This window comes from Streptomyces phyllanthi (assembly GCF_009377205.1).
In the GTDB taxonomy this organism is placed as follows: Bacteria; Actinomycetota; Actinomycetes; order Streptomycetales; family Streptomycetaceae; genus Streptomyces; species Streptomyces phyllanthi.
In genome coordinates this window covers 1-24023 of the sequence record NZ_VJZE01000106.1, presented here as the reverse complement: position 1 = coordinate 24023, position 24023 = coordinate 1, and the positions used below count along the sequence as shown (strand labels likewise).

The following is a 24023-nucleotide window of genomic DNA, read 5'->3' as shown; positions in this document are numbered from 1 at the left end:
CCTCGATGTTCGCCAGCCGCGCGGAGATCGTCTCCCTGTGCTCCTCGACCGTCCGCACCGGGTCCGTACCCGCGACGATCCTCCCCAGGTTGTCGCGGAGCAGCGCGCACTCGGCGAGGAACTCCGTCACCTGGCCGGGCTCCACCTGCAGGTCGCCGTCGGCCAGGACCGGCAGGAACCGGGCGCCCAGGGAACGGACCACCTCCGAGCCCCACACAGCGGTACGCCAGCGCTCGAAGCCGGCCAGGTCGGAGCACCCCTCCGGGACGTCCAGCACCTGCCTCTCACCGTTCGCGCCGATGACGAAGACATCCACCGCAAGACTCATCCGCGCAGTGCATCACGGCCGCTGTGCGACGGTCCACGATATTCACGTCCCTTACCGCCCAACTCCCCGGCAGCAACGTCGACTTCCTCCGAGTGTTCGCCCCACTCCTCCACCAGGTGGGCGCCACATCATCAACTCCTCATCAACTCCTCATCAACAAGGACGACTTCCCCCCTCACAGGCAACGCACAGCACCCGTTCCGCCTCTTCCTCGTCAACGGGGGACGACCGCACGGAACGAAGGGAAGCGATGTGCTGACGAGGAACGCTGGACGGGTGGTACTCGCCCTCACCGCGACGGGAGCGGTGCTGGCACCCCCGGCCCTGGCGTACGCGGAGGAGCCACTGCGCGTCGACCTGAGGGCGGACGTCGACCGCGACGGACGGGTCGACCTCACCGGCGACACCGACACCGCCGGTGAGAACACCTGGTCCGTCGAGCGGGGGGCGGTCTTCCTGCCCAACATCGACGACGACAGCAAGCGGTGCCCCACCACGGGCCCGAACGGCGCCCAGCTCTCCGACAAGAAGCTGGCCGGCTGCAACGACGCCTCCGACAAGAAGGTCAACGGCCGGGCCGACGCCGCCGACCTGGCCCGGGTGCGCTCGGTGCCGATGACGAACCTGCCCTCCGACGCCAAGGGCAGCGTCAAGGTCACCAAGGGGGCCGCGCAGACCAGGGTCTTCATCAAGCGGAACGGCTCCTGGAAGCCGGTCACTTCGCAGACCCGGCTGACACGGGCCGAGCTGCGCGCCGGTGTCGAGTTCGGCGTCGAGGGCAAGGACGTCATCCGGGACAGTGCCAAGTGGGACGGCCGCACGGCGATCCGGCTGAAGGTGACCTCGTCCTCCGGCACCGCCTCCGACACCGTCACCCTGCGCGCCGCGCCGCTGCTCACCCACCACGCCCTGCAGAACACCCAGCAGCTGCTCGTCACCAAGGTCAAGGGCGACGACTCCTGGGCCAAGCACCAGCGCAAGTTCGTCAAGAACCTGGAGAAGGAAGCCCAGCAGGCCGGTATCACCAAGCCGCTGGTGACCTTCGAGAAGTACGGCGACATCTGGGCCCAGGACTTCGTCGAGCCCGCGTACCTCAACATGACCGGCACGGACGGGCGTCAGCGGACGATGCGCGTGATGCTGCGCTCCGCCCAGGACCGCGAGGCGGGCCGCGAGCTGTTCGAGAAGATGCGCGGCCCGGACATCGGCGTCGTCCAGGCCAAGGGCCGGGACATGCAGGGCTGGGAGACCCTCAACTCCTACGGCAACCTGGAGACCATCCCGCCCTACGCGCACAACGGCCGCTCGTTCCCGGCCGGGCGGATCATCATGGGTGAGCGCAGGGACGGCAGCGGCATCCGTCCCTCGAAAGAGATACGTACGCTGCTGAAGTCCCAGGGGCTTCAGGACCCGCTCCTGCTGGACACCTCGTGGCTGCACGTGGGGCACGTCGACGAGTTCGTCCAGTTCCTCCCGGCCGACACCCCGCGCGGCTGGCGGATCGGTGTCGCCGACCCCGAGGCCGGTCTGCGGCTGCTCCGTGACGCCCAGCGCGACGGCCACGGCGCGACCAGGATGTTCTCCGTGCCGGGCTTCGACGGCCAGCAGGCTCCCACGGAGACCGTCGACCAGGCCCTCGCCTCCAGGTACCTCGTGTCCGACAACACGATGGCGGCCGAGAAGATCGCGGCCAACCTGGACATCCTGAAGCGGGAGACCGGCGTCACCGACGAGGAGATCGTCAAGGTGCCCGCCCTCTACACCCGCGGCACGGAGACCGGCGACGAGGGCACCCGCGTGCCCCTGCTCCGCCGCCTCGGCGGCAGCGCCGGCCCGGAGGCCGCCGAGGAGCACGGCCAGCAGCAGTTCCTCGGCCGCGACGGCACACCGGCCACCGGCAGCACCCCCTCCGCAGCGCCCGCACCCGCACCCAACACCGTCATGACCAGCGCGTACGTCCCCGGCGCCGTCAACGGCATCCTGCTCTCCCGTGACCGCTATCTCGCCCCGCGCCAGTGGGGGCCCGTCATCGGGGGCAAGGACATCTTCACCGAGGCCGTCACCGCCGCGTACACACGCGCCGGCATGAAGGTCTCGTACGTCGACGACTGGTACACGTACCACCTCGGCATGGGCGAGATCCACTGCGGCACCAACACCCTGCGCGACGCGTCCGCCGCCTGGTGGAAGCGGTAGCCGCTCCGCTCCGGACACCAGCCCCCCAGACCACCCTTCAGGTCACCGACCTGGAGGGTGGTCACCTGAGCGGGCAAACGGCACCCGCCCCCGGGCCGGTCGGACTCCAGCCGGTCGGACTCCAGCCGGTCGGCCCGGCAGCTCACCACCGCGCCCGGCGTCGATACCCAGAGCCGTACGGGCGGTGCGCACGTGGTCGAGGCCCTCGACGGCGGTCCGCGTGACCAGCGCGTACTCGGCGGGCGTGCGAGCGGCGGCCAGCTGGGCGCGGGCGGTGCGGTGGCGTTCGGCGGCGTCCGCCAGCGCCTGCGCCGCCGTACGGTCGCCGCCCGCGGCACCCGGGGACAGGCTGCCGCCGAGCCGCACCACCCAGCGGTTGGCCTCGACCTCCGCGTCCAGGCCGGACATGCCCGACGGGCCCGACCGCCCACCCGGGCCCGGCCGCCGCCGGGCGACGACCGCGACCACCGCGACCACCGCGACCACCGCTCCGACGATCAGCAACAGTGCGAGCAGCACGGCGAGTCCCATGGCTTCCTCTGGCGTGTGACGTGGTGTCCCGGCTGGACCACGGGGTTCCTCCCCGCACCTCCCATGAGACGCCCCGCCGCTGTGCGCCCCCCACGGACTCCCTGTGCGCCGACAGTGAGTTCCCCGAGAGGACCGAGGAGACCGGCCTTTCACCGGGGCGCACACCGCGGGAGCCGTCCACTTCTCTCGGTTCAGGGGCTGTTCGTGCTCCGGTGCGGCACCGGCGCCGCCTCCGGCAGCGGAGCCGCCGTCGCGCGGGTCCGGCGGATGAGGGCCACGCCGCACACCGCCAGGAGGGATGCCGCCGACAGCGTGTAGAGCCCCCCGTTCGTGCTGCCGGTCGTGTCCTTGAGGTAGCCGAAGAGGGTGGGGGAGACGAAACCGCCCAGGTTTCCGAGGGAGTTGACGACCGCCAGACCGGGCGCGGCGATCTTGAGGTCGAGCCCCGACTGCGCCATCGGCCAGAACAGGGTCGCCGCGCACTTCCCGCCGACCGCGGCCAGCGTGATGGCCGCCAGCCCGAACCAGGGGGAGCCCAGCGTGGCGAGGAACGTGCCGGTGGCCGACAGGACCAGCGCGACCGCCAGATACGGACGGCGGTCCGGGGCACCGTCGGTGAAGTGGCTCACCGTGTACATGGCGATCACGGCGCAGATCCACGGCACCGCCGACAGCAGACCGACCTGGAACGGCGACAGCCCGCCGATCTCCTCGACCAGACTCGGCAGCCAGAAGGTGATCGCGTACCCGGTGAGGGCCATCGCGAAGAAGACCGTGGTCAGCAGGGCGACCTGCGGATGGACCAGCAGTTTGAGACGCGAGACCCTGGGAGCGCGGCTGCGCGCCTCCTCGTCCCGGGCGACCGCCGCGCCCAGCGCGTCCTTCTCCTCCTGGGTGAGCCAGCGGGCGTCCTGGATCCGGGAGACGAGAAAGAAACCGGCCACGAAGCCGACGACGATCGAGAAGACCCCCTCCAGCGCGAACATCCAGCGCCAGCCGGCGATCCCGCCGAGCCCGTGCAGCTCCAGCAGCGCGCCCGTGATCGGGCCGGTCACGATGTACGCGGTGGCCGAGCCGCCCAGGAAGATCGCGCTCGCCCGGCCCCGGCTGGAGTCGGGCAGCCACTGGGTGAAGTAGAGCAGCACACCGGGGAAGAAGCCGGCCTCCGCGACACCGAGGAGGAAGCGCAGGGCGTAGAACATCGTGACGTTCTGGATGAAGCACATCGCCACGATCACCGCGCCCCAGGTGATCATGATCCGCGTCAGCCAGACCCGGGCGCCGAACCGCTCCAGGTACATGTTGCTCGGCACCTCGAACAGGGCGTACCCGATGAAGAACAGGCCCGCGCCGAGGCCGTAGGCGGTGGCACTCACCCCGACGTCGGCCCGCAACTCGTCCTGGACGAAGCCCACGTTCGTCCGGTCCATCTGGTTGATCAGCAGCATCAGAACCAGGATCGGCAGCATCCGGCGCAGGAACTTGCCGACGGCACGGCGCTCGGCATCGGGTACCACGACTTCTGACATCGTTGTCTCCCCTCGGTCGTGCACATACATGAACGCCATCCATGTACGCGTGAACCTCGGGAACCTTACGGAGGCCCGCCTTCCGGGTCAATGGGTTGGTCAAGTAATCATGTATGTGAACAGCAAGCGGGCGGCCGGGCACCAGCAGGACCGGCGGCCGGGCAGCGGACAGGCCCGGAACCCTGGGGGAGGGGTTCCGGGCCTGTTCGTACCCGTCGAGCCGTACGTCCGTCAGCTCGCCGAAGCCGAGCCGTACGTCCCGTAAGTCGTCAGCTCGCCGAAGCCGTCCCGTACGTCGTCAGCTCGCCGCGGGAGGGGCTGCCTCAGCTCGGTCCTACGTGCCCGTGTTGGTCGCCTCCGGGTCCACACCGACCGTGATGGTGCCGGTGACGCCCTTGGCGATGTCGCTCTTCTTGTACTTCAGCTTGAGCAGACCGCCCTGGGTGCCGCTGCCGTCGTAGATCGTGTCCTCGTCGAGCGTGGTGCGCTCGGTCGTCGACGTCGAGTACGGCTCGACCTCGGCGGACGCGAGCACGGACTCCTCGTCGAAGAAGAACTGGCCTGTGTGGCAGGTGTTGCCGCCCTCGTAGCCGGCGTCCGTCCACTCGCCGTTGACGTGCACCTTGGTGTGGATGTGGACACAGCGGCCCCGGTACCAGCCCGGGAAGATCGTCTTGAAGGTGACGAAGCCCCCCTTGTCCGTCTTCCAGGTGCCGCGCAGGTAGCGCTTGTCGTCGGTGGGCTCCTCGTGCACACCGCCACCGCCGCCGCCCGTGCCGTCGGTGGGCGCGCCGGACGGCGGCTCACCCGTGGGCGTACCCGAGGGGGCGTCCGTCGGGGCGCCGCCCCCGCCACCCGTCGAGAGGCTCTCGTACCCCGAGTAGAGGCCCAGCGCGTCGCAGTGCCAGACGTCGACGGCCGCGTTCCGGATCGGCTTGCAGTTCTCGGAGTCGATCACCTTGATGCGGAGGGTCATCGGGATGCCCTCCTTGTCCTCGGTGATGTCCTGGCGGAGCTTGTCCGCGTCGATGTAGTACGGACCCTCGGTGGTCTCCGAGGTGAGCTTGTAGCACTCCTCCGAGGTGCTGCTGGAGGCCTTCGGGGAGGCACTGCCGTTCTCGCTCGTCTCACCCGCGCTCGCCGTCGCGACGACGGCGCCGCCCACGCCCACCGCGGCAACGGCACCGGCGCCCGCGGCCACGACCTTGCGGCGCGTCAGATCCCGTTTGTGCTTGGGTCCCTGGGACGTCTTGTTGTCGGTTTCGTTTCCCGTCATGGGAAGGGACGTTAGGCAGGCAGCCTGTCAAAGCCTTAAGAAGGGACTGTGGTTTGCCCTTTACTCCCGGGAGGAGAAAAGAGAGGCCCGAAATCCGTGTCGATTTCGGGCCTCTTTTCGGAAAAGCCTTCGGAAAAGTTCGCCTACTTGTTCAGATGTACGCCTTCGTCACGTGTCGGGCGTACCTCCGTCAGTTCCACACGCAGGCGCGTACGCCCGTCAGTTCCACACGCAGGCGCGTACGCCCATCAGTTCCACACGCAGGGGCGTACGCCCGTCAGCTCGCTGAAGCGGACGGTGACGCCGACGTGCTCGGCTGCGGCGGCGGCCCCTGCCCGTCGTTGGTCGCCTCCGGGTCCACGCCCACCGTGAGGGACGCGCGCACCCCCTTCGCGATGTCCCTCTTGTCGTAGCGCAGCTTCAGCAGGCCGCCCTGGGCGCCGTTGCCGTCGTAGATCGCGTCCTCGTCGAGCGTCGTGCGCTCCGCCGTGTTCGACGCGTACGGCTCCAGCACCGTGGTGGCGAGCACGGACTCCTCGTCGAAGTAGAACTGGCCCGTGTGGCAGGTGTTGCCGCCCTCGTAGCCGGCGTCCGTCCACTCGCCGTTGACGTGCACCTTGGTGTGGATGTGGACGCAACGGCCCCGGTACCAGCCCGGGAACACCGTCTTGAAGGTGACGAAGCCCCCCTTGTCCGTCCTCCATGTGCCGCGCAGGTAGCGGGTGTCGTCCGTCGGCTCCTGGTGGCCGCCGCCGGGGGGCGGGCCCGAGGGGTCGCCGGTCGGCGGCGGGCCGGTCGGGGCGGGGCCGCCATCGCCGTTGCCCATGTCCTCGTAACCGGAGTAGACGCCCACCGCGTCGCACTGCCAGATGTCGACGGCCGCGTTGCGCATCGGCCTGCACGTCTCGGAGTCGATCACCTTGATACGGAGCAGCAGCGGGATCCCCTCCCGGTCCTCGGTGACATCCTGGCGGATCTTGTCCGCGTCGATGTAGTACGGGCCCTCGACGGTCTCCGAGGTCAGCCTGTAGCACTCCTCCGGGGCGGAGGAGGAATCCGCGGTGCTTCCGCCGGGCTTGTTCCTCCCTTCGCCGTCGAAGGCGTTCGCGGCGAAGGCGGTGCCGCCCAGGCCCACTGTCGCGACCACGCCCGCACCCGCCGCGACGACCTTGCGGCGCGTCATGTCCTGCGTGTCCGTCACATCCGTTATGCCGGTCGGCTCCTGCGGCTGCTGATGCTGTTCATTAGCTGTCATGCGCCCGGAAGTTAGATAAGAACCCTGTCAGCGAGCTGAGAAAACAGCTCCTTTTCCCCACGCGCGAAAAAGGGTCCTGAAATCGACGGGCGACTTCAGGACCCTTTTCACCAGAGGCGAAAGAAAGGCTTGCCTTACTTAATTGTCCGCAGCCGGGAAAGCGGCTGGGGGACGGCCTACTTCGGCTGCGGCTTGCGCACCGTCAGGTGCAGCTCCCGCAGCCGTGCCTCCTCCAGCTCCGTCGGCGCGCCCATCATCAGGTCCTGGGCGTTGCCGTTGAGCGGGAAGGCGATCGTCTCGCGGATGTTCGGCTCGTCGGCCAGCAGCATGACGATGCGGTCGACACCGGGCGCGATACCGCCGTGCGGCGGGGCGCCGAAGCGGAACGCGCGCAGCATGCCGGCGAACTCGCGCTCCACCGTCTCGTGGTCGTAGCCCGCGATCTCGAAGGCCTTGAGCATGATGTCCGGCTCGTGGTTCCGGATCGCGCCCGAGGACAGCTCGACACCGTTGCAGACGATGTCGTACTGCCAGGCCAGGATGTCCAGCGGGTCCTGGGTCTCCAGGGCCTCCATGCCGCCCTGGGGCATGGAGAACGGGTTGTGCGAGAAGTCGATCTTCCCGGTGTCCTCGTCCTTCTCGTACATCGGGAAGTCCACGATCCAGCAGAACCGGAAGACGCCCTCCTCGAAGTGCCCGGCACGCTTCGCGGCCTCGACCCGCACCGCGCCCATGATCTTCGAGACCTCGTCGAACTCGCCCGCGCCGAAGAACACCGCGTGACCGGCCGACAGGGACAGGCGCTTGGTCAGCTCGGCGACGTTCTCCTCGGTGAGGAACTTCGCGATCGGGCCGGACAGCGAACCGTCCTCGCCGACCCGCACCCAGGCCAGGCCCTTCGCGCCCTGCTCGACCGCGTACTCACCGAGCTGGTCGAAGAACTTCCGGGGCTGGCCGGAGACATCCGGCACCGGCAGCGCGCGGACGTGCTTGCCCGCGAACGCCTTGAACTCCGAGCCCTCGAAGATGTCGGTGATGTCCACCAGCTCCAGCTGGGCCCTGAGGTCCGGCTTGTCGGAGCCGTACTTCAGCATCGCCTCGCGGAACGGGATGCGCGGGAACGGGGACGTGACATGCCGGCCGCCGCCGAACTCCTCGAAGAGCTCCGTCATGAGCTTCTCGATGGGCTGGAAGACATCCTCCTGCTCCACGAAGCTCATCTCGACGTCGAGCTGGTAGAACTCGCCCGGAGAGCGGTCCGCGCGCGCGTCCTCGTCGCGGAAGCAGGGCGCGATCTGGAAGTAGCGGTCGAAGCCGGAGATCATCAGCAGCTGCTTGAACTGCTGCGGGGCCTGCGGCAGCGCGTAGAACTTGCCCGGGTTCAGTCGGGACGGCACCACGAAGTCGCGGGCGCCCTCGGGGGAGGTGGCGGTGAGGATCGGCGTCGCCATCTCGTTGAAGCCCATCGCGGCCATCTTGTGGCGGATGGCCGAGATCACCGACGTACGCAGCAGGATGTTGCGGTGCATGCGCTCGCGGCGCAGGTCCAGGAAGCGGTACTCCAGGCGCCGCTCCTCGTTCACCCCGTCCTCGGTGTTGATCGTGAAGGGGAGGGGGGCGGCCGCGCCGAGCAGCTCGACCTCGCCGACCTCGACCTCGACCTCACCGGTCGGCAGGTCCGGGTTCACGTTGTCGGCGCCGCGAGAGACGACCTTGCCGTCGACGCGGACGGTCGACTCCTTGGAGATCCGGTCCAGCGCCTCGTACGCGGGCGTGCCGGGACGGGCCACCAGCTGCGTGATGCCGTAGTGGTCGCGCAGATCGATGAAGAGGATGCCGCCCAGGTCGCGCCGATTGTGCAGCCAGCCACTCAGCCGGACGTCGGTGCCGACGTCAGAGGCGCGGAGCTCGCCGCAGGTGTGGGACCTGTACCGATGCATCGTGGTTCATCCAGTCTTCGCGGATCGGGGTCTGTGTTTCACGTGAAACACCCCCAGCGTACCGGCCACCCGAAGATCGCCTCCCCACCATTTACCGGCCTGCCGAGGACTGTGCCCGGCTTACCGAGGACCGCGGGCGCTCACCGACGACCGCGAACGGCCCACCGAGAAACGTGTACGGCGCTTCCCCGCCATTGGCGTCCGATCGTGGACGGCGCATCCCGTCAGCCGTGGCGGAAACCGGCACCGGCGGGCGACGGCCCCGCATACGCCACCGGCTCCCACCGGGAGCGGCACTCCGCCCCCTCGGCCGCCCCACCGGCAGTGGCGTCTTCCCGCCATACGCCCCCGCCGACGGGGGCCCGTCCCGGCCAGAGTGGCTTGATGTCCTGTACAGCTTCGGTGGCAGTCAGCGATCAGCTGTTCTTAAAGTGGGTCAATGCTCACTGGTGAGCCCCTGCCCGCTGTGGGGGATGTCCTTTCCGCCCTTGCGACCGGCCTGTGGCGCTGGGACAACAACGCGGGGTTCGTCACGCTGGACGCCGAGGCCGCGCGCCTGGTCGGGCTGCCCCCGGTGCCGACGACCCTCACCGAGGCCGGTATCCGTGCCCGCTTCCACCCCGAGGACTGGATCGAGGTCGACAGCGTCGTCCAGCTCGCCGTCGCCGAGGGGACCATCGCCGAGGCCCGGATGCGGATCATGGACGAGCGGGGCCGGGTGGTGCGTATCGTGCGCAGCCGCTCGAAACCGGCCATCGACCCGCTGACCGGGGAGTACGAGCTGGTCGGCACCCTTCAGGAGGTCTCCGAGCCCCCGCCGGGCACGGCCGCCCGCACCCCCGTGACCGGCGGCTGGCGCCGCTCGCGCGAGGCGTTCCTGCTGGACGCGGGCCGTGCGCTGGCCGAGGCGCGCTCCACGCAGGAGGTGCTGCGGGTCGCGGCCGGGCTGTCGATGCCGGGCTTCTCACCGGACGGTCTGGCCGTCTTCGGCGTCGAGGCCGACCGGCTCACCGTCATCGGGCACCACGGGCAGAAACCGGGCGACGAGAGACCGTTCACCCAGCTGTCCGTGGAGATGGACTACCCGGCCGCCGACGTCGTACGGACGGGCCGCGCCGTCTATCTCTCCTCCCCGGACGACTACCGGGCCCGCTACCCCGCGTCCTGGCCCCTCGCCGAGCGCTTCGGCCGCCAGTCGTGGGCCTTCCTGCCGCTCACCGTCGCCGGGCAGACGATGGGCGCGTGGATGGCGGCCTTCACGTACCCCGTCTCGTTCACCCCCGACGAACGGTCGGTCCTCACCACCGTGGCCCGTATGCTCGCCCAGGCCCTCTCCCGCGCGGGCGCCGCCGAGACCGAGCGCGAGCTCACCGACGGACTGCAGCGCTCGATGCTGCCCTCCCTGGGCCCGCGGATACCCGGCATGAGCCTCGCGGCCCGCTACATCCCGACCGGCGGCGGCCTCCAGGTCGGCGGCGACTGGTACGACATGATCCCGCTGCCGGGCGACCGCTTCGCCCTGGTCATCGGCGACGTCCAGGGCCATGACGTACGCGCGGCCGGCCTCATGGGCCAGCTCCGCATCGCCCTGCGCGCCTACGCCTCCGAGGGCCACCGCCCCGACGCGGTCCTCTCCCGCGCCTCCCGCTTCCTGTACGGGATGTACGACGAGGAGAGCACCGACCTGCGCTTCGCGACCTGCCTGTACGTCGAGGTCGACCCGGCGACCGGCACGCTGGACGTGGCCCGGGCCGGGCACCCCGATCCGGCGGTCCGTATGGCCGACGGCACGGTCCTGTCGCGGCACACGGCGGGCGGTCTCCCCCTCGGTATCGACCCGGACTCCGACTACCCGACGACTCGGATCGTCCTGGAGCCCGGCGAGACCATGCTGATCTGCACGGACGGCCTGATCGAGACGGGCGGCCACGACCTGGACACCGGCTGGCGCCGTATCCGGCGGATCCTGGAGGACCACGAGGGCGACCTCGAGGGCCTGGCCGACGCCCTGGTCCAGGCCGTGCACGGGCCCTTCTCCCACCACACCACCGGCCCCCTGGCCGACCGCCGCGAGGACGACATCGCGGTCCTGCTGCTGTGCCGGCAGGACGACGACCGCCACCCCGACGACCACCGCCTCGTACGGCGGCGGCCCCCCGTGCGCCGTACGGTCCTGACCGTGGCCCAGGACGAGCCCGAGCGCATCGCGGGGGCCCGTCGGCACGTGCGTGAGCTGCTGCACGACTGGAACTCCGCCGACCAGATCGACTCGGCAGTGCTCCTGGTCTCCGAGCTTCTCACCAACGTCCTCGTCCACACGGACGCGGACGCCCTCCTCATCACCGAGATCACCGAGATCACCGAGGCCGGCGACGGCCCGGAGCGGCGCCGGATACGCGTCGAGGTCACGGACACCGCCGACGACCTCCCCCACAGACGCAGCCCCGGCGAACTGGCCTCCTCCGGCCGCGGCCTGCTGCTCGTCGAACGGCTGGCGGACGTGTGGGGCGTGGACCCCCGGGGCGAGGGCAAGAGCATCTGGTTCGAGCTGCACGAGGCCCCGGCGGGCGCGCGGCGGCCCGTACGCCCGAAGTAGGACCCGGTACGCCCGAGGTGGCCGTACGGCGAGCTCACGCGCGCCGTACGGCGGCCGGGTCACCCCGGGCCGATCAGGAACACCTGGTCGGCATCGTCCCGCCCGGCGCACTTCTTCATCACGGCCACGGCGCCCACCTCGTCGGCGCCTCCGCGGATGGTCACGCACTGCCCGTCGTCCAGCGCCGACCGCAGCCGCCACCGCCCCTTGCCGTCGGCCTTCTCGATCCGGAACCGCTGGGAGTCACCCGCCTCGCAGTCGGTCCAGGGTTCGAGCATGCTCCGGAACGGTCCGCCGGGCAGGACGGTGAGACAGCCCGGGCCGTGCTGCGGGTGGTCCCACCGGACGCGGTAGAGCCCGTCGTCCGCCCGGAGCAGGGTCGTGGTCGGCGGCACGGCCTGCTCGCAGGGCCGCTGGACCGCGAGGAGCTTGGACTCGCCGTCCACGCGCACGTCCCCGTCGGTCAGGCACAGTCCGTTCGCGCGTGCGGGGCGGACGCGCGACACCCCCGGGCTGGGGCCCGGGCCCACGGAGGCGGCCGCCCCGTTCAGGGTCGCCTTCCCGCCCGCCTCACCGGCGGTCGGTGTGTCACCGTCCTGCGGCAGCAGCACCAGCACGCCTATGACCAGCAGAACGACCGTGCCGAGCGAGGCGAGCGCGACGAGGGACGCGGTGCGGACACGGCCGCCGCCCACCGTCACGGCCCGCTGCCCCGGTGGCCCGTCCGGGGCCGTACCGTCGCTGTGCGCACTCGCGGCGTCCCCGCCCCCGTGCCCGTCCGTGTCCGGTTCCCCACCGTCGGCCTCCGGGGCCTCCGCGGCCTCCGGGTCGGCGGACGCGAGCCGCTCCCGGGTCTCGAGCCACCGCGGCACGTCCTCCTCGGCACCGCAGGCCCGGACCAGCGCCGCGACCACCTCAGCGCGGGGCAGCGTGTCCCGGCGCAGCATGTCCGCCACCGTGCTGCGGGCCAGGACGTCGTCGCGTTCGGCGGCCCGCTGTTCCAGCTGACGGTAGGTCAGCCCGCTGCGTTCCTTGAGCCCCCGTAAGAGGGCGACGTACTCAGCCGAGGTGCGCGCCTCCGCCGGATCAGGGCCCCCCGAGATCGCCATGCGGCCATTGTCATCACGCCCGTAACAGCCGACAACCACCGTCCCGGCCATGTCCGGCGGCTACCGGCCGCTCCCTCCGGCACCACGCCGACCTGCCCGGACAGCCACGAGTCTGTCCCGGACACGACAGCCCCTTGCCGGACAAGGTCCCACGAACCAGGCTCAGTGACGGCGCCGCACCGGACCCACGGGGGTGGACCGGTGCGGCGCCGTCACATCGCCGAGGGTGTCCTACAGCCCGCCCTCGCCCATCCCGTGCACCGCCGGAATCGTCCCGAGCCGGCCCTTCTGGAAGTCCTCGAAGGCCTGCTGCAGCTCCTCGCGGGTGTTCATCACGAAGGGGCCGTAGTGGGCCATGGGCTCACGGATGGGCTGCCCGCCGAGCAGCACGACCTCCAGGTCCGGGGTGTGCGAGTCCTGCTTCTCGTCCGCGCGGACGGTCAGCGAGGAACCGGCGCCGAACACGGCCGTCTGGCCCAGGTGGATCGGCCGCCGCTCCGCGCCGACGCTGCCGCGCCCGGCGAGGACGTACGCGAGACCGTTGAAGTCCTCACGCCACGGCAGGGTGATCTCGGCACCGGGAGCCAGCGTCGCGTGGATCATCGTGATCGGCGTGTGCGTGATGCCGGGACCATCGTGACCGTCCAGCTCACCGGCGATGACGCGCAGCAGCGCGCCGCCGTCGGGGGTGGTGAGCAGCTGGACGTTGCCGCCGCGGATGTCCTGGTAGCGCGGGGCCATCATCTTGTCCTTGGCCGGCAGGTTCACCCACAGCTGGAGCCCGTGGAAGAGGCCGCCGGACATGACGAGCGACTCCGGCGGGGCCTCGATGTGCAGCAGGCCGCTGCCGGCCGTCATCCACTGGGTGTCGCCGTTGGTGATGGTGCCGCCACCGCCCTGCGAGTCCTGGTGGTCGAAGATCCCGTCGATGATGTACGTGACGGTCTCGAAGCCGCGGTGCGGGTGCCAGGGGGTCCCCTTGGGCTCTCCCGGCGCGTACTCCACCTCGCCCATCTGGTCCATCATGATGAACGGGTCCAGATGACGGTAGTGGATCCCGGCGAACGCCCTGCGCACCGGGAAGCCCTCACCCTCGAACCCGCTCGGCGCGGTCGTCACGCCGAGCACGGGGCGGGCCACGGCGTCGGCGGACGCAACGACACGGGGCAGGGTCAACGGGTTCTCTACGGTCACCGCGGGCATGTCGGTACCTCCTTGTGCGCTCAGTTTAGTTGATTCTTGAACTTCTCACCAGGCTCAACGAAGAGCGCCCGGAGGGCATTCCCTCCGGGCGCCACCGAGCGCGAATGAGGCGTCAGCCGCACACGCGGTACGTCAGCCGCACATTCGACGTGTCAGCCGTACATGCGGCGCATCGCGAACTCGACCATCTGTTCCACGGCCTTCGCGTCAAAGACCATGCGGTGCTCGCCCTCCATGTCGAGCACGAAGCCGTAGCCGGTCGGGAGCAGGTCGATGACCTCGGCGCCGGTGATCACGAAGTACTTGGACTCCTTGCCCGCGTACCGGCGCAGCTCCTTGAGCGAGGTGAACATCGGGATCACCGGCTGCTGGGTGTTGTGCAGCGCGAGGAAACCGGGGTTGTCACCGCGCGGGCAGTAGACCTTCGACGTCGCGAAGACCTGCTGGAAGTCCTCGGCGGACATCTGTCCTGTGGTGAAGGCGCGCACCGCGTCCGCGAGCGAGGGCGGCGACGGCTCGGGGTACAGCGGCGACTGCTGCCCGTACCCGCCGCCCATCGGCTGTTGCGGCGGGGCGTACTGCTGCTGCTGGGGACCCGCGGTCTGGTCGTAGCCGTACATGCCGCAAAGAGTAACGAGTCACAGATGACCCGATCGGGGTTGCTTCTTATTACCGACGGGTAGCATCATCGTAGCTACTTTTGAGTACGTGAACTGGGAGCGAGGAGTCAGTGCCTCGCCGATCTCTCTACGGAGCCGTCGCCATGGGGCACTACAAGTCGAATCTCCGCGACATCGAGTTCAACCTCTTCGAGGTACTCGGGCGCGACAAGCTGTACGGCACCGGCCCGTTCGCGGAGATGGACACGGACACCGCCAAGACCATCCTGGAGGAGCTGACCCGCCTCTCGGAGAACGAGCTGGCGGAGTCCTTCACGGACGCCGACCGCAACCCGCCGGTCTTCGACCCGGAGACGAACACGGCTCCGGTGCCCGCGTCCTTCAAGAAGAGCTACAAGGCCTTCATGGACTCGGAGTACTGGCGGCTCGGCCTGCCCGAGGAGATCGGCGGCACCACTTCCCCGCGCTCCCTGATCTGGGCGTACGCGGAGCTGCTGCTCGGCTCGAACCCGGCCGTGTGGATGTATGCCTCCGGCCCGGCGTTCGCCGGCATCCTCTACGACGAGGGCAACGACGTACAGAAGAAGATCGCCCAGATCGCCGTGGAGAAGACCTGGGGCTCCACCATGGTCCTCACCGAGCCGGACGCCGGCTCGGACGTCGGCGCCGGCCGCACCAAGGCGGTCCAGCAGGAGGACGGCTCCTGGCACATCGAGGGCGTGAAGCGCTTCATCACGTCCGGTGAGCACGACATGGAGGAGAACATCCTCCACTACGTCCTCGCCCGCCCCGAGGGCCACGGCCCCGGCACCAAGGGCCTGTCCCTCTTCCTCGTCCCGAAGTACCTCTTCGACTTCGAGACCGGCGAGCTGGGCGAGCGCAACGGCGTCTACGCGACGAACGTCGAGCACAAGATGGGTCTGAAGGCCTCCAACACCTGCGAGATGACCTTCGGCGACAAGCACCCCGCCAAGGGCTGGCTGATCGGCGACAAGCACGACGGCATCCGCCAGATGTTCCGCATCATCGAGTTCGCCCGCATGATGGTCGGCACGAAGGCGATCTCCACGCTGTCGACGGGCTACCTGAACGCGCTGGAGTACGCCAAGGAGCGCGTCCAGGGTCCCGACCTCGCGAACTTCATGGACAAGACCGCGCCCAAGGTCACCATCACCCACCACCCCGACGTGCGCCGCTCGCTGATGACGCAGAAGGCGTACGCGGAGGGCATGCGCGCGCTGGTGCTCTACACGGCGTCCATCCAGGACGACATCCAGGTCAAGGAGGCCGCCGGCGAGGACACCGGCGCGCTGGAGGCGCTGAACGACCTGCTCCTGCCGATCGTCAAGGGCTACGGCTCCGAGAAGGGCTACGAGCAGCTCGCCCAGTCGCTGCAGACCTTCGGCGGCTCCGGCTTCCTGCAGGAGTACCCGATCGAGCAGTACATCCGCGACGCCAAGATCGACACCCTGTACGAGGGCACGACGGCGATCCAGGGCCAGGACTTCTTCTTCCGGAAGATCGTCCGCAACCAGGGCGCCGCGCTGAACTCGCTCGCGGAGGAGATCAAGAAGTTCCTGGCGCTCGGCGAGGGCGGCGAGGAGCTGGCCGGCGCCCGCGACCAGCTGGCCAAGGCCGCCGTCGAGCTGGAGGCCATCGTCGGCCTGATGCTCACCGACCTCGCGGCCACCGAGCAGGACGTCAAGAACATCTACAAGGTGGGCCTCAACACCACTCGCCTGCTGCTGGCCTCCGGTGACGTGGTCGTCGGCTACCTGCTCCTCAAGGGCGCCGCGGTCGCGGCCGAGAAGCTGGAGTCCGGCGCCTCCGCCAAGGACAAGGCCTTCTACACCGGCAAGATCGCGGCGGCACGGTTCTTCGCGGCCAACGTCCTGCCGGGCGTGACCCTGGCCCGCAAGCTGTCCGAGGGCGTGGACCTCGACCTGATGGAGCTGGACGAGACGGCGTTCTAGGACGCGCGGGGCATCACCCACTCCCGCACGGGACGCTTGCTCCGCACGGGGACGCTTGCTCCGCACGGGGACGCTTGCTCCACGGCGGGGCATCCGCCCCTTCCGCGCGGGGCATCCTGCTCCGCGCGGGGCGCTCGCTTTCCGCAGGACGCTTGTTCCCCGCGGGGTACCCGCCCCTTCTGCGCGGGACGCTTGCTCCGCGCGGGATGCTTGCTCCCCGCCGGGCATCCGCCCCCTTCCCTGCGGGGCATCCTGCTCCGCGCCGGCCCCGGCCAGCTTCGCCGCGAGGCACCCGCCCCCCTTCCGACCGGGCCGGGCGCCCGAACGGATCCTGTCCGTCCGTTCAGCGCCCGGCTCTCCGTACCCCCCTTTACCAGGGCCCGCTTCCCGACACCGGGAGCGGGCCCTGGTACGTCGTTAAGGTGAACCCATGAGCAGCACGCGCGCCCGCTTCGACCGCGGCCACACCGACGACCTCCTGACCTTCCTGGCGGCGAGCCCGTCGCCGTACCACGCGGTGGCCAACGTCGCCGAGCGGCTGGAGAAGGCCGGCTTCCGCCAGGTCTCGGAGACGGACGCCTGGACCACGGAGCCGGGGGCCGACGCCTCGGCGACCAGCGGCGGCCGGTACGTGCTGCGCGGCGGCGCGATCATCGCCTGGTACGTCCCCCAGGGCGCCGAGCCGCACACCCCGTACCGCATCGTGGGCGCGCACACCGACTCCCCCAACCTGAGGGTGAAACCGCTGCCCGACAGCGGCGCACACGGCTGGCGCCAGGTCGCCGTCGAGCTCTACGGCGGACCGCTGCTCAACTCCTGGCTGGACCGCGACCTCGGCCTCGCCGGCCGGCTCTCCCTGCGGGACGGCTCGACCCGCCTGGTGAACATCGACCGCCCGCTGCTGCGCGTCCCCCAGCTCGCCATCCACCTGGACCGCTCCGTCTCCTCCGAAGGGCTCAAGCTCGACAAGCAGCGCCATCTGCAGCCGGTCTGGGGCCTCGGCGACGACGTCCGCGACGGCGACCTCATCTCCTTCCTGGAGGAGGAGACGGGCCTGGGCTCCGGCGAGGTCACGGGCTGGGACCTGATGACGCACTCGGTCGAGCCGCCCGCCTACCTGGGCCGCGACCGGGAGCTGGTCGCGGGTCCGCGCATGGACAACCTGCTGTCCGTGCACGCGGGCACGGCGGCACTGGCCGCGCTCGCCACCAGCGAGGCCGGCGGGAACGTGGAGCTGCCGTACATCCCCGTCCTCGCGGCCTTCGACCACGAGGAGAACGGCTCGCAGTCGGACACCGGCGCCGACGGTCCGCTGCTCGGCTCGGTGCTGGAGCGCTCGGTGTTCGCCCGCGGCGGCTCCTACGAGGACCGTGCGCGCTCCTTCGCGGGCACCGTCTGCCTGTCCTCCGACACGGGCCACGCCGTCCACCCCAACTACGCGGAGCGGCACGACCCGACCCACCACCCGCGTGCCAACGGGGGCCCCATCCTCAAGGTCAACGTCAACAACCGCTACGCCACGGACGGTTCGGGCCGCGCGATCTTCGCCGCCGCCTGCGAGAGGGCCGGGGTCCCGTTCCAGTCCTTCGTCTCCAACAACTCGATGCCGTGCGGCACCACCATCGGCCCCATCACCGCGGCCCGCCACGGCATCAAGACCGTCGACATCGGCGTCGCCATCCTGTCGATGCACAGCGCCCGCGAACTGTGCGGCGCGGACGACCCGTTCCTGCTGGCGAACGCGGTGGAGGCGTTCCTGGAAGGCCGGTAGCGCTTCCTGGAGGGCCGGTAGCCGTCCTGTGCCGCATGGGTGAAGCCCTCCCGGGTACCCGGCTTGGACCGGAACGACCGGACCATCCGGGACGACCGGACCACACAGGGAGGCAACAACTCATGGGCCTGGGCGGGTGCATCATTCTGATCGCCGTGGGGGCCATCCTCACGTTCGCCACCGACTGGGACATGCAGGGCGTCAACCTCGACCTGGTCGGCATCATCTTCATGATCGTCGGGCTGATCGGAGTCGCGACGTTCAGCAGCATCGCCAAGCGCCGGCGCGTGGTGGTGCCGCCTTCGACCCCTGTCATCGACGAGGAACGGCACCACAACCCCGGCGGCTACGGCGGCGTCTGACGGTACGGCGGCATCCCCGCAGTACCCGCCGCGGTAGTCGCGGTAGCCGCGGTAGCCGCGGTGTCCGGGGCCGCCGGTTCAGGCGCCCTCGTCCATCCCGGCGAGCACCAGTGGCAGCCGGTCCGCTCCGCCCGGCGTGACGCGGACCGGCACGCCCCAGTCCTGCTGGTGGACATGGCAGGCGGGGTACTCGTTTGACGGGTCGTCGTCGCAGGACGCGGCCATCGCGGAGACGTGCAGCACGCCCTCCGGTACGGAGGGGTCGATCTCGAGCGTGCGGGAGAGATCCGTGTCCGCGCCCTCACCCTTGAGGAGCAGCTCGGGCGGGGTGGCGGAGACCAGCAGACGGGTCGACGGGCCGTACCGCGTGTCCAGCTTCTGACCCGCCGGCGCCTGGAAGACGACATCCAGCCGGAGCATGCCGGGGGCGACTTCGGTGGCCGCGCGCCGGGTGCGGTGGGCCACCGACTCGACCCGTACGGCCTCCTCCGGCAGGCGCAGCCGGGTCAGCCGGTGTCGCGCGGACTCGACGACCACGATGTCGTCCCCGGACAGCACCGCGTCCGACGGCTCGCGCAGATCGGTGGCCAGCGTCGTCACCTCGCCCGTCGCCGGGTCGTACCGGCGCAGGGCGTGGTTGTACGTGTCGCTGACCGCGACCGAGCCGTCGGGCAGGGCGGTCACGCCCAGCGGGTGCTGGAACAGGGCCTGTTCGGCGGCGCCGTCACGGTGGCCGAAGTCGAAGAGCCCGGTGCCGACGGCCGTGTGGACGGCTCCGTCCCGGTCCACCCAGCGCAAGGCGCTCGTCTCCGAGTCGGCCAGCCACAGCCGGTCCCCGTCGGCCGACACCGCGAGACCCGACGGCTGTGCGAACCACGCCTCCGGGCCCGGGCCGTCGACCAGACCCTCGTTGGTCGTGCCCGCGGCCACCGCGACCGTGCCCTCCACGGGGTCGTACGTCCACAGCTGGTGGACACCGGCCATGGCGATCCACACCCGCCCCTCGAAGACCGCCACGTCCCACGGGGACGACAGGTCCACCTCGCGGGCGGCACCGGATGTCGGTGAGCCCTGCCACCACTGGCGGCCCGTGCCGGCGAGCGTGGTGACCTCGCCGGTCTCCAACTCCAGTCGGCGCAGGGCGTGGTTGACGGTGTCGGCGACGACCACCGAGCCGTCGTCCAGGAGCGCCAGCCCCTGCGGTTCGCTGAAGCGCGCCGTCCCGCCCGGGCCGTCCGCGAACCCCCGGGCACCCGAGCCGATGCGCCGCACGACCGTCTCACCGTCCGCCGCCAGCTCCACCAACTGGTGCCGGGTCGTGTCGCTCACCAGGAAGGTCCCCGACGGCAGCGGCAGCGCCTTGCCGGGGAAGCGCAGCACCGTGGGCTCCGGCTCCGGCGCCACATACGGCCCGTCACCGCGGCGCAGTGTGCCCTTCGCCTCGTGCTCCGCCTCCAGCTCCCCGACGAGCTTCGCGATCGCGTGCGCGTGCCCCTCACCCGCGTGCTGTGCGACGACGTACCCCTCGGGGTCGATCACCACCAGCGTCGGCCAGGCGCGCACCGCGTACTGCTTCCATGTGGCGAGCTCGGGGTCGTCGAGCACGGGGTGCTCCACGCCGTACCGCTCCACCGCGTCCACCACCGCCCGGTGGTCGGCCTCGTGCACGAACTTCGGCGAGTGCACGCCGATGATCACCAGCGTGTCCCGGTGCTTCTCCTCCAACTCCCGCAGTTCGTCCAGGACGTGCAGGCAGTTCACGCAACAAAAAGTCCAAAAGTCGAGAACGACGATGCGTCCTCGCAGGTCGGCGAGGGTGTACTGCTCGCCTCCCGTGTTCAGCCAGCCGCCCTTGCCGGTGAGCTCAGGGGCGCGGACACGTACGCGGCGGGGGGTTGTGGAGTCGGTCATGGATCAAGGGTGCCACTTGAGCGGAAGGCGCTCGCGGGCCTGTGGACAACCTTCCCGTGACCTTCTCCACGGCCTGTGGACAACTTCTACCGCTGCCCGTTTTCGTCACTTTCCGTAGGCGATTCCGTACCGGATGCGTGCGGACGGGGTTGGAGGGATGCTCGACGCAGGCAGGGGGGCCGACCCCGAGGGAGCAGTTCCATGGCACACGAGACCGGCGGCTCCGCCACCCGCGACCGCGACCGGCACGACCCCGAGACGCGGGACCGCGACGGTCGCAAGCACGACCCGTACGACCCGTACGAGCGGCACGAACGGCACGAACGGCACGAGCGCGAGACGAGAGACATGCCCGAGCGCCACGGCACCAGGGAGGACCGGAGCCGCTCCTCCTACGACGACTGGGACGTGGACATAAGGGAGGGCTACCGGTAACTCAGTCCAGAGCGTGTCCCGTCGTCGCGTCCACATGGTCCGGGACCTCGCCGTGGCGGTCCCCCACGGTGAGCGTCCCGGACGGCTCGAACACCAGGATCGAGGCACCGCCGGGAGCGCTCGGCCTGTGCTCCGTCCCGCGCGGCACCGTGAAGACCGAGCCCTTGGGAAGCACGACGGTCCGTTCCCCGGCCGGCTCCCGCAGGGCGATGTGCAGTTCGCCGTCCAGCACCAGGAAGAACTCGTCGGTGTGGTCGTGCGCGTGCCAGAGGTGCTCGCCGGCCACCTTGGCGACGCGTACGTCGTAGTCGTTGACGGCGGTGACGATGCGGGGGCTCCACAGGGCGTCGAAGGACGCGAGGGCCTTGTCGAGGGAGATCGGTTCCGTGGCTTCCATACGGCCATCGTCGGGGGTGCCGGTCCTGTCGTACGAGTGCTAGAAATCGCACATGCCGCAAGAATCCTCGCACGTGTCCGGCAGCCCGCACCGGGTCGTGGTGATCGTCGACGAGGGCACCAATCCGTTCGAGGTGAGTGTCGCCACCGAGCTGTTCGGGCTGCCGCGACCGGAACTCGGACTCGCGCGACCGCTGTACGAACTGACGCTGTGCGCGCCGGCGCCGGACGTCCGCATGAACCACGGCTTCTTCACGATGACCGGCGTGGCCGGACTCGACGCCGCGGAGGACACCGACACCCTCGTCGTACCGGGCCGCCCGGACAACGTCGTGCCGCGAACAGCCCCCGTACGGGACGCCATCCGCCGCGCCCACGCGCGCGGGGCCCGCGTCGTGAGCTTCTGCACCGGTTCCTTCGCGCTCGCCGAGGCCGGACTGCTCGACGGCCGCCGCGCCACCACCCACTGGCGCTGGGTCGACGAGTTCCGCATGCTCCACCCCGAGGTCCTGCTGGAGCCGGACGTGCTCTTCGTGGACGAGGGCGACGTGCTGAGCTCGGCAGGCAGTGCGGCGGCGCTCGATCTGGGGCTGTATCTGGTCCGCCGCGACCACGGCGCCGAGATCGCGAACGCCGTGTCCCGAAGGCTTGTGTTCGCCGCCCACCGGGACGGAGGGCAGCGGCAGTTCGTGGAGCGGCCGGTGCCCGAGGTGCCCGACGAGTCGCTGGCGCCGCTGCTGGAGTGGGCCCAGGAGCGGCTCGGCGAACCGCTGACGGTGTCCGGTCTCGCCGCGCGCGCGGCGGTCAGCCCGGCCACCCTCCACCGCCGCTTCCGCGCCCAGCTCGGGACGACGCCATTGGCCTGGCTCACAGGGGAGAGGGTGGCGCTGGCCTGCCGGCTCATCGAGCGCGGGGAGGAACGGCTGGATATGGTCGCCGAGCGCAGCGGCCTGGGCACCGCTGCGAACCTGCGGGCGCGGCTGCGGCGGGAGACCGGACTGAGCCCATCGGCCTACCGGCGGCGTTTCGGACCGGCCCCCGGGGAACCGCTGAAGGCATGAGACTCCTCGTACGCGACCGGCTTCTCGGCATCGGCGACGACTACTGGATCGAGGACGAGCACGGCACCAAGGTGTTCCTCGTCGACGGCAAGGCGCTGCGGCTGCGGGACACCTTCGAGCTGAAGGACCCCGAGGGGCACGTCCTGATCGACATCCACCGGAAGATGCTCGCCCTGCGGGACACGATGGTGATCGAGCGGGACGGCGAGCCCCTGGCGACCGTCCGCCGCAAACGGCTTTCGCTCCTGCGCAACCACTACCGGGTGTCACTGGTGGACGGCACCGAACTCGATGTCAGCGGCAAGGTCCTCGACCGCGAGTTCGCCGTCGAGTACGACGGTGAGCTGCTCGCCCAGATCTCCCGGCGCTGGCTGCGCGTCGTGGAGACGTACGGCGTCGACATCGTGCGCGAGGACGCTGATCCGGCGCTGCTGATCGCCGTGGCGGTGTGTGTGATCCACCTGGCGGAGAAGGAGGGGGAGGAGGACTGAGCCCCCGGACGAGGACTGCGTCCCCGGTTCCTCACCGGGCGGTTCCTCACCAGGCGGTGCCTCAGCGGCGTGGAGCCGCCAGTCCCAGCAGCCGGTCCTTCAGCGCGGGGAACTGCTCCCTCGTCACGCCCACCTTCGCCGGGTCGAACTCCACCGTGAGGACCTCCTCGTCGGCGCCCGCTTCCGCCAGTACCTCGCCCCACGGATCGACCACGATCGAGTGACCCGCCTGGGGAACCCCGGCATGTGTACCGGCCGTTCCACACGCGAGGACGTACGCCTGGTTCTCCACCGCTCGCGCCTGAGCCAGCAGCGTCCAGTGGGACCGGCGGCGCTCGGGCCAGCCGGCGGGGATCACGAGGGTCTCGGCACCGGCGTCGACGAGACCGCGGAAGAGTTCGGGGAAGCGGAGGTCGTAGCAGGTCGCGACGCCGACGGTCGTCCCGGGCAGCCGGACCGTCACCAGCTCGCGGCCCGCGCCCATCAGGACGGCCTCGCCCTTGTCGAAGCCGAAGCGGTGGATCTTCCGGTACGCCGCGGCGAGCTCACCGGAGGGGGAGAAAACGAGAGACGTGTTGTAGAGCGGGCCCTCGCCCGCGGCGGAGCCGCTGTCGGAGGCAGTCCGCTCGGGAATCGAACCCGCGTGCAGCCACACGCCCGCGTCGCTCGCGGCCTTGGCCATCGCCTCGTACGTGGGCCCTTCCAGCGGCTCGGCCTCGGCGGTGAACGCCTCGTAGGCGAAGGCGCCGGTCGTCCACAGCTCGGGGAGGACGACGAGGTCGGCACCTGCCTGTTCCCTGACGAGGGAAGCGACACGTCGCCGACGCGAATCGACCGATTCGCCCTCTTCTACACCGATCTGGATGAGGGAGGCGCGCACACTACCACCGTCCTGGCATTCGAGCCGTCCACACGGGCCTACGATCGTCACACGAAAGCACTGCCGGGGTGCCTCAGAGCAGCGTAACTTAACGTTCCACGGCATCCGCCGACAGCCGCCGACGCCCACCCGCACTCGTCAACGCCGACGCCCGCAACCC

The 24023-nt window shown here is 70.3% G+C and carries 21 protein-coding genes; 9 read left to right on the top strand and 12 right to left on the bottom strand.

The genetic code is table 11. The annotated features are described in order from the left end of the window. Nucleotides 1-328 (bottom strand): hypothetical protein (locus tag FNH04_RS17480; RefSeq protein ID WP_152785259.1); only part of this gene is annotated, 328 nt, incomplete at its 3' end. Between the two features lie 276 nt (nt 329-604). Here FNH04_RS17480 and FNH04_RS17475 point away from each other — a divergent pair. Continuing rightward, on the top strand, nt 605-2524 hold the full coding sequence (locus tag FNH04_RS17475) for a protein-arginine deiminase domain-containing protein (RefSeq protein WP_322723215.1): 1920 nt from the start codon (nt 605-607) through the stop codon (nt 2522-2524). Nucleotides 2525-2566: 42 nt separating this feature from the next. Here FNH04_RS17475 and FNH04_RS17470 read toward each other — a convergent pair whose 3' ends face one another. Both FNH04_RS17470 and FNH04_RS17465 read right to left on the bottom strand, forming a co-directional pair. Then, nucleotides 2567-3055: a hypothetical protein gene (locus FNH04_RS17470; protein ID WP_194236715.1), complete on the bottom strand. Its 489-nt coding sequence runs from the start codon at nt 3053-3055 to the stop codon at nt 2567-2569. Nucleotides 3056-3246: 191 nt separating this feature from the next. Continuing rightward, nucleotides 3247-4584, bottom strand: a complete 1338-nt coding sequence (locus tag FNH04_RS17465) for an MFS transporter (RefSeq protein WP_152785257.1) — start codon at nt 4582-4584, stop codon at nt 3247-3249. Between the two features lie 115 nt (nt 4585-4699). Here FNH04_RS17465 and FNH04_RS46570 point away from each other — a divergent pair, with 115 nt between their 5' ends. Next, complete coding sequence (locus FNH04_RS46570) at nt 4700-4849, top strand: hypothetical protein (RefSeq protein WP_194236714.1); 150 nt, start codon at nt 4700-4702, stop codon at nt 4847-4849. Between the two features lie 69 nt (nt 4850-4918). Here FNH04_RS46570 and FNH04_RS17460 read toward each other — a convergent pair whose 3' ends face one another. From FNH04_RS17460 to aspS, 3 genes are all read right to left on the bottom strand, one after another. Continuing rightward, the gene (locus tag FNH04_RS17460; protein ID WP_152785255.1) at nt 4919-5860 is read right to left on the bottom strand and encodes an intradiol ring-cleavage dioxygenase; all 942 of its coding nucleotides are present in this window, start codon (nt 5858-5860) and stop codon (nt 4919-4921) included. Between the two features lie 277 nt (nt 5861-6137). Then, nucleotides 6138-7043, bottom strand: a complete 906-nt coding sequence (locus FNH04_RS17455; protein WP_152785261.1) for an intradiol ring-cleavage dioxygenase — start codon at nt 7041-7043, stop codon at nt 6138-6140. A 248-nt stretch (nt 7044-7291) separates the two neighbouring features. Continuing rightward, on the bottom strand, nt 7292-9055 hold the full coding sequence (gene aspS / locus FNH04_RS17450) for an aspartate--tRNA ligase (protein ID WP_152785253.1): 1764 nt from the start codon (nt 9053-9055) through the stop codon (nt 7292-7294). Between the two features lie 439 nt (nt 9056-9494). Here aspS and FNH04_RS17445 point away from each other — a divergent pair, with 439 nt between their 5' ends. After that, the gene (locus FNH04_RS17445; RefSeq protein WP_152785251.1) at nt 9495-11651 is read left to right on the top strand and encodes a SpoIIE family protein phosphatase; all 2157 of its coding nucleotides are present in this window, start codon (nt 9495-9497) and stop codon (nt 11649-11651) included. A 59-nt stretch (nt 11652-11710) separates the two neighbouring features. Here FNH04_RS17445 and FNH04_RS17440 read toward each other — a convergent pair whose 3' ends face one another. From FNH04_RS17440 to FNH04_RS17430, 3 genes are all read right to left on the bottom strand, one after another. Beyond that, a complete protein-coding gene (locus FNH04_RS17440; RefSeq protein ID WP_152785249.1) occupies nt 11711-12760 on the bottom strand; it encodes an XRE family transcriptional regulator in 1050 nt (349 codons plus the stop codon). Between the two features lie 231 nt (nt 12761-12991). Then, the gene (locus FNH04_RS17435) at nt 12992-13963 is read right to left on the bottom strand and encodes a pirin family protein (RefSeq protein WP_152785247.1); all 972 of its coding nucleotides are present in this window, start codon (nt 13961-13963) and stop codon (nt 12992-12994) included. Between the two features lie 152 nt (nt 13964-14115). After that, the gene (locus tag FNH04_RS17430) at nt 14116-14583 is read right to left on the bottom strand and encodes an SseB family protein (RefSeq protein ID WP_152785244.1); all 468 of its coding nucleotides are present in this window, start codon (nt 14581-14583) and stop codon (nt 14116-14118) included. Between the two features lie 143 nt (nt 14584-14726). Here FNH04_RS17430 and FNH04_RS17425 point away from each other — a divergent pair, with 143 nt between their 5' ends. The 3 genes from FNH04_RS17425 to FNH04_RS17415 all read left to right on the top strand — a co-directional run bounded on the left by FNH04_RS17425 (nt 14727) and on the right by FNH04_RS17415 (nt 18689). Beyond that, entirely contained in the window at nt 14727-16556 is a 1830-nt protein-coding gene (locus FNH04_RS17425; protein ID WP_152785242.1) for an acyl-CoA dehydrogenase, read from the top strand. A 430-nt stretch (nt 16557-16986) separates the two neighbouring features. Then, nucleotides 16987-18327 (top strand): M18 family aminopeptidase, encoded by a 1341-nt coding sequence (locus FNH04_RS17420; protein WP_152785240.1) that lies wholly within the window; start codon nt 16987-16989, stop codon nt 18325-18327. Nucleotides 18328-18449: 122 nt separating this feature from the next. Beyond that, nucleotides 18450-18689 carry a DUF6458 family protein gene (locus FNH04_RS17415; protein WP_152785238.1) on the top strand — a complete coding sequence of 80 codons (240 nt, stop codon included), beginning with the start codon at nt 18450-18452 and terminating at the stop codon, nt 18687-18689. A 78-nt stretch (nt 18690-18767) separates the two neighbouring features. Here FNH04_RS17415 and FNH04_RS17410 read toward each other — a convergent pair whose 3' ends face one another. After that, the gene (locus tag FNH04_RS17410) at nt 18768-20600 is read right to left on the bottom strand and encodes an NHL domain-containing thioredoxin family protein (protein ID WP_152785236.1); all 1833 of its coding nucleotides are present in this window, start codon (nt 20598-20600) and stop codon (nt 18768-18770) included. A 201-nt stretch (nt 20601-20801) separates the two neighbouring features. Here FNH04_RS17410 and FNH04_RS17405 point away from each other — a divergent pair, with 201 nt between their 5' ends. After that, a complete protein-coding gene (locus FNH04_RS17405; protein WP_152785234.1) occupies nt 20802-21035 on the top strand; it encodes a hypothetical protein in 234 nt (77 codons plus the stop codon). Nucleotide 21036: 1 nt separating this feature from the next. On the opposite strand, the gene FNH04_RS17400 is transcribed toward FNH04_RS17405, so the two are convergent. After that, on the bottom strand, nt 21037-21432 hold the full coding sequence (locus tag FNH04_RS17400) for a cupin domain-containing protein (protein WP_152785232.1): 396 nt from the start codon (nt 21430-21432) through the stop codon (nt 21037-21039). A 52-nt stretch (nt 21433-21484) separates the two neighbouring features. On the opposite strand from FNH04_RS17400, the gene FNH04_RS17395 reads away from it, so the two are divergent. Both FNH04_RS17395 and FNH04_RS17390 read left to right on the top strand, forming a co-directional pair. After that, nucleotides 21485-22492, top strand: a complete 1008-nt coding sequence (locus tag FNH04_RS17395; protein ID WP_152785230.1) for a GlxA family transcriptional regulator — start codon at nt 21485-21487, stop codon at nt 22490-22492. Beyond that, nucleotides 22489-22983: an LURP-one-related/scramblase family protein gene (locus FNH04_RS17390; protein WP_152785228.1), complete on the top strand. Its 495-nt coding sequence runs from the start codon at nt 22489-22491 to the stop codon at nt 22981-22983. The genes FNH04_RS17395 and FNH04_RS17390 overlap by 4 nt, the downstream gene beginning before the upstream one ends. 61 nt (nt 22984-23044) lie before the next feature. Here the strand turns inward: FNH04_RS17390 and FNH04_RS17385 are convergent, their stop codons facing one another. Beyond that, complete coding sequence (locus tag FNH04_RS17385) at nt 23045-23863, bottom strand: carbon-nitrogen family hydrolase (RefSeq protein WP_322723214.1); 819 nt, start codon at nt 23861-23863, stop codon at nt 23045-23047. Between the last annotated feature and the right edge of the window lie 160 nt (nt 23864-24023).

Bases quoted from the DNA above. Each gene is read 5' to 3' on its own strand.
- FNH04_RS17470 (WP_194236715.1), bottom strand. From the start codon at position 3,055: ATGGGACTCGCCGTGCTGCTCGCACTGTTGCTGATCGTCGGAGCGGTG.
- FNH04_RS17465 (WP_152785257.1), bottom strand. From the start codon at position 4,584: ATGTCAGAAGTCGTGGTACCCGATGCCGAGCGCCGTGCCGTCGGCAAG.
- FNH04_RS17460 (WP_152785255.1), bottom strand. From the start codon at position 5,860: ATGACGGGAAACGAAACCGACAACAAGACGTCCCAGGGACCCAAGCAC.
- FNH04_RS17455 (WP_152785261.1), bottom strand. From the start codon at position 7,043: ATGACGCGCCGCAAGGTCGTCGCGGCGGGTGCGGGCGTGGTCGCGACA.
- aspS (WP_152785253.1), bottom strand. From the start codon at position 9,055: ATGCATCGGTACAGGTCCCACACCTGCGGCGAGCTCCGCGCCTCTGAC.
- FNH04_RS17445 (WP_152785251.1), top strand. From the start codon at position 9,495: ATGCTCACTGGTGAGCCCCTGCCCGCTGTGGGGGATGTCCTTTCCGCC.
- FNH04_RS17440 (WP_152785249.1), bottom strand. From the start codon at position 12,760: ATGGCGATCTCGGGGGGCCCTGATCCGGCGGAGGCGCGCACCTCGGCT.
- FNH04_RS17435 (WP_152785247.1), bottom strand. From the start codon at position 13,963: ATGCCCGCGGTGACCGTAGAGAACCCGTTGACCCTGCCCCGTGTCGTT.
- FNH04_RS17430 (WP_152785244.1), bottom strand. From the start codon at position 14,583: ATGTACGGCTACGACCAGACCGCGGGTCCCCAGCAGCAGCAGTACGCC.
- FNH04_RS17425 (WP_152785242.1), top strand. From the start codon at position 14,727: ATGGGGCACTACAAGTCGAATCTCCGCGACATCGAGTTCAACCTCTTC.
- FNH04_RS17420 (WP_152785240.1), top strand. From the start codon at position 16,987: ATGAGCAGCACGCGCGCCCGCTTCGACCGCGGCCACACCGACGACCTC.
- FNH04_RS17415 (WP_152785238.1), top strand. From the start codon at position 18,450: ATGGGCCTGGGCGGGTGCATCATTCTGATCGCCGTGGGGGCCATCCTC.
- FNH04_RS17410 (WP_152785236.1), bottom strand. From the start codon at position 20,600: ATGACCGACTCCACAACCCCCCGCCGCGTACGTGTCCGCGCCCCTGAG.
- FNH04_RS17405 (WP_152785234.1), top strand. From the start codon at position 20,802: ATGGCACACGAGACCGGCGGCTCCGCCACCCGCGACCGCGACCGGCAC.
- FNH04_RS17400 (WP_152785232.1), bottom strand. From the start codon at position 21,432: ATGGAAGCCACGGAACCGATCTCCCTCGACAAGGCCCTCGCGTCCTTC.
- FNH04_RS17395 (WP_152785230.1), top strand. From the start codon at position 21,485: ATGCCGCAAGAATCCTCGCACGTGTCCGGCAGCCCGCACCGGGTCGTG.
- FNH04_RS17390 (WP_152785228.1), top strand. From the start codon at position 22,489: ATGAGACTCCTCGTACGCGACCGGCTTCTCGGCATCGGCGACGACTAC.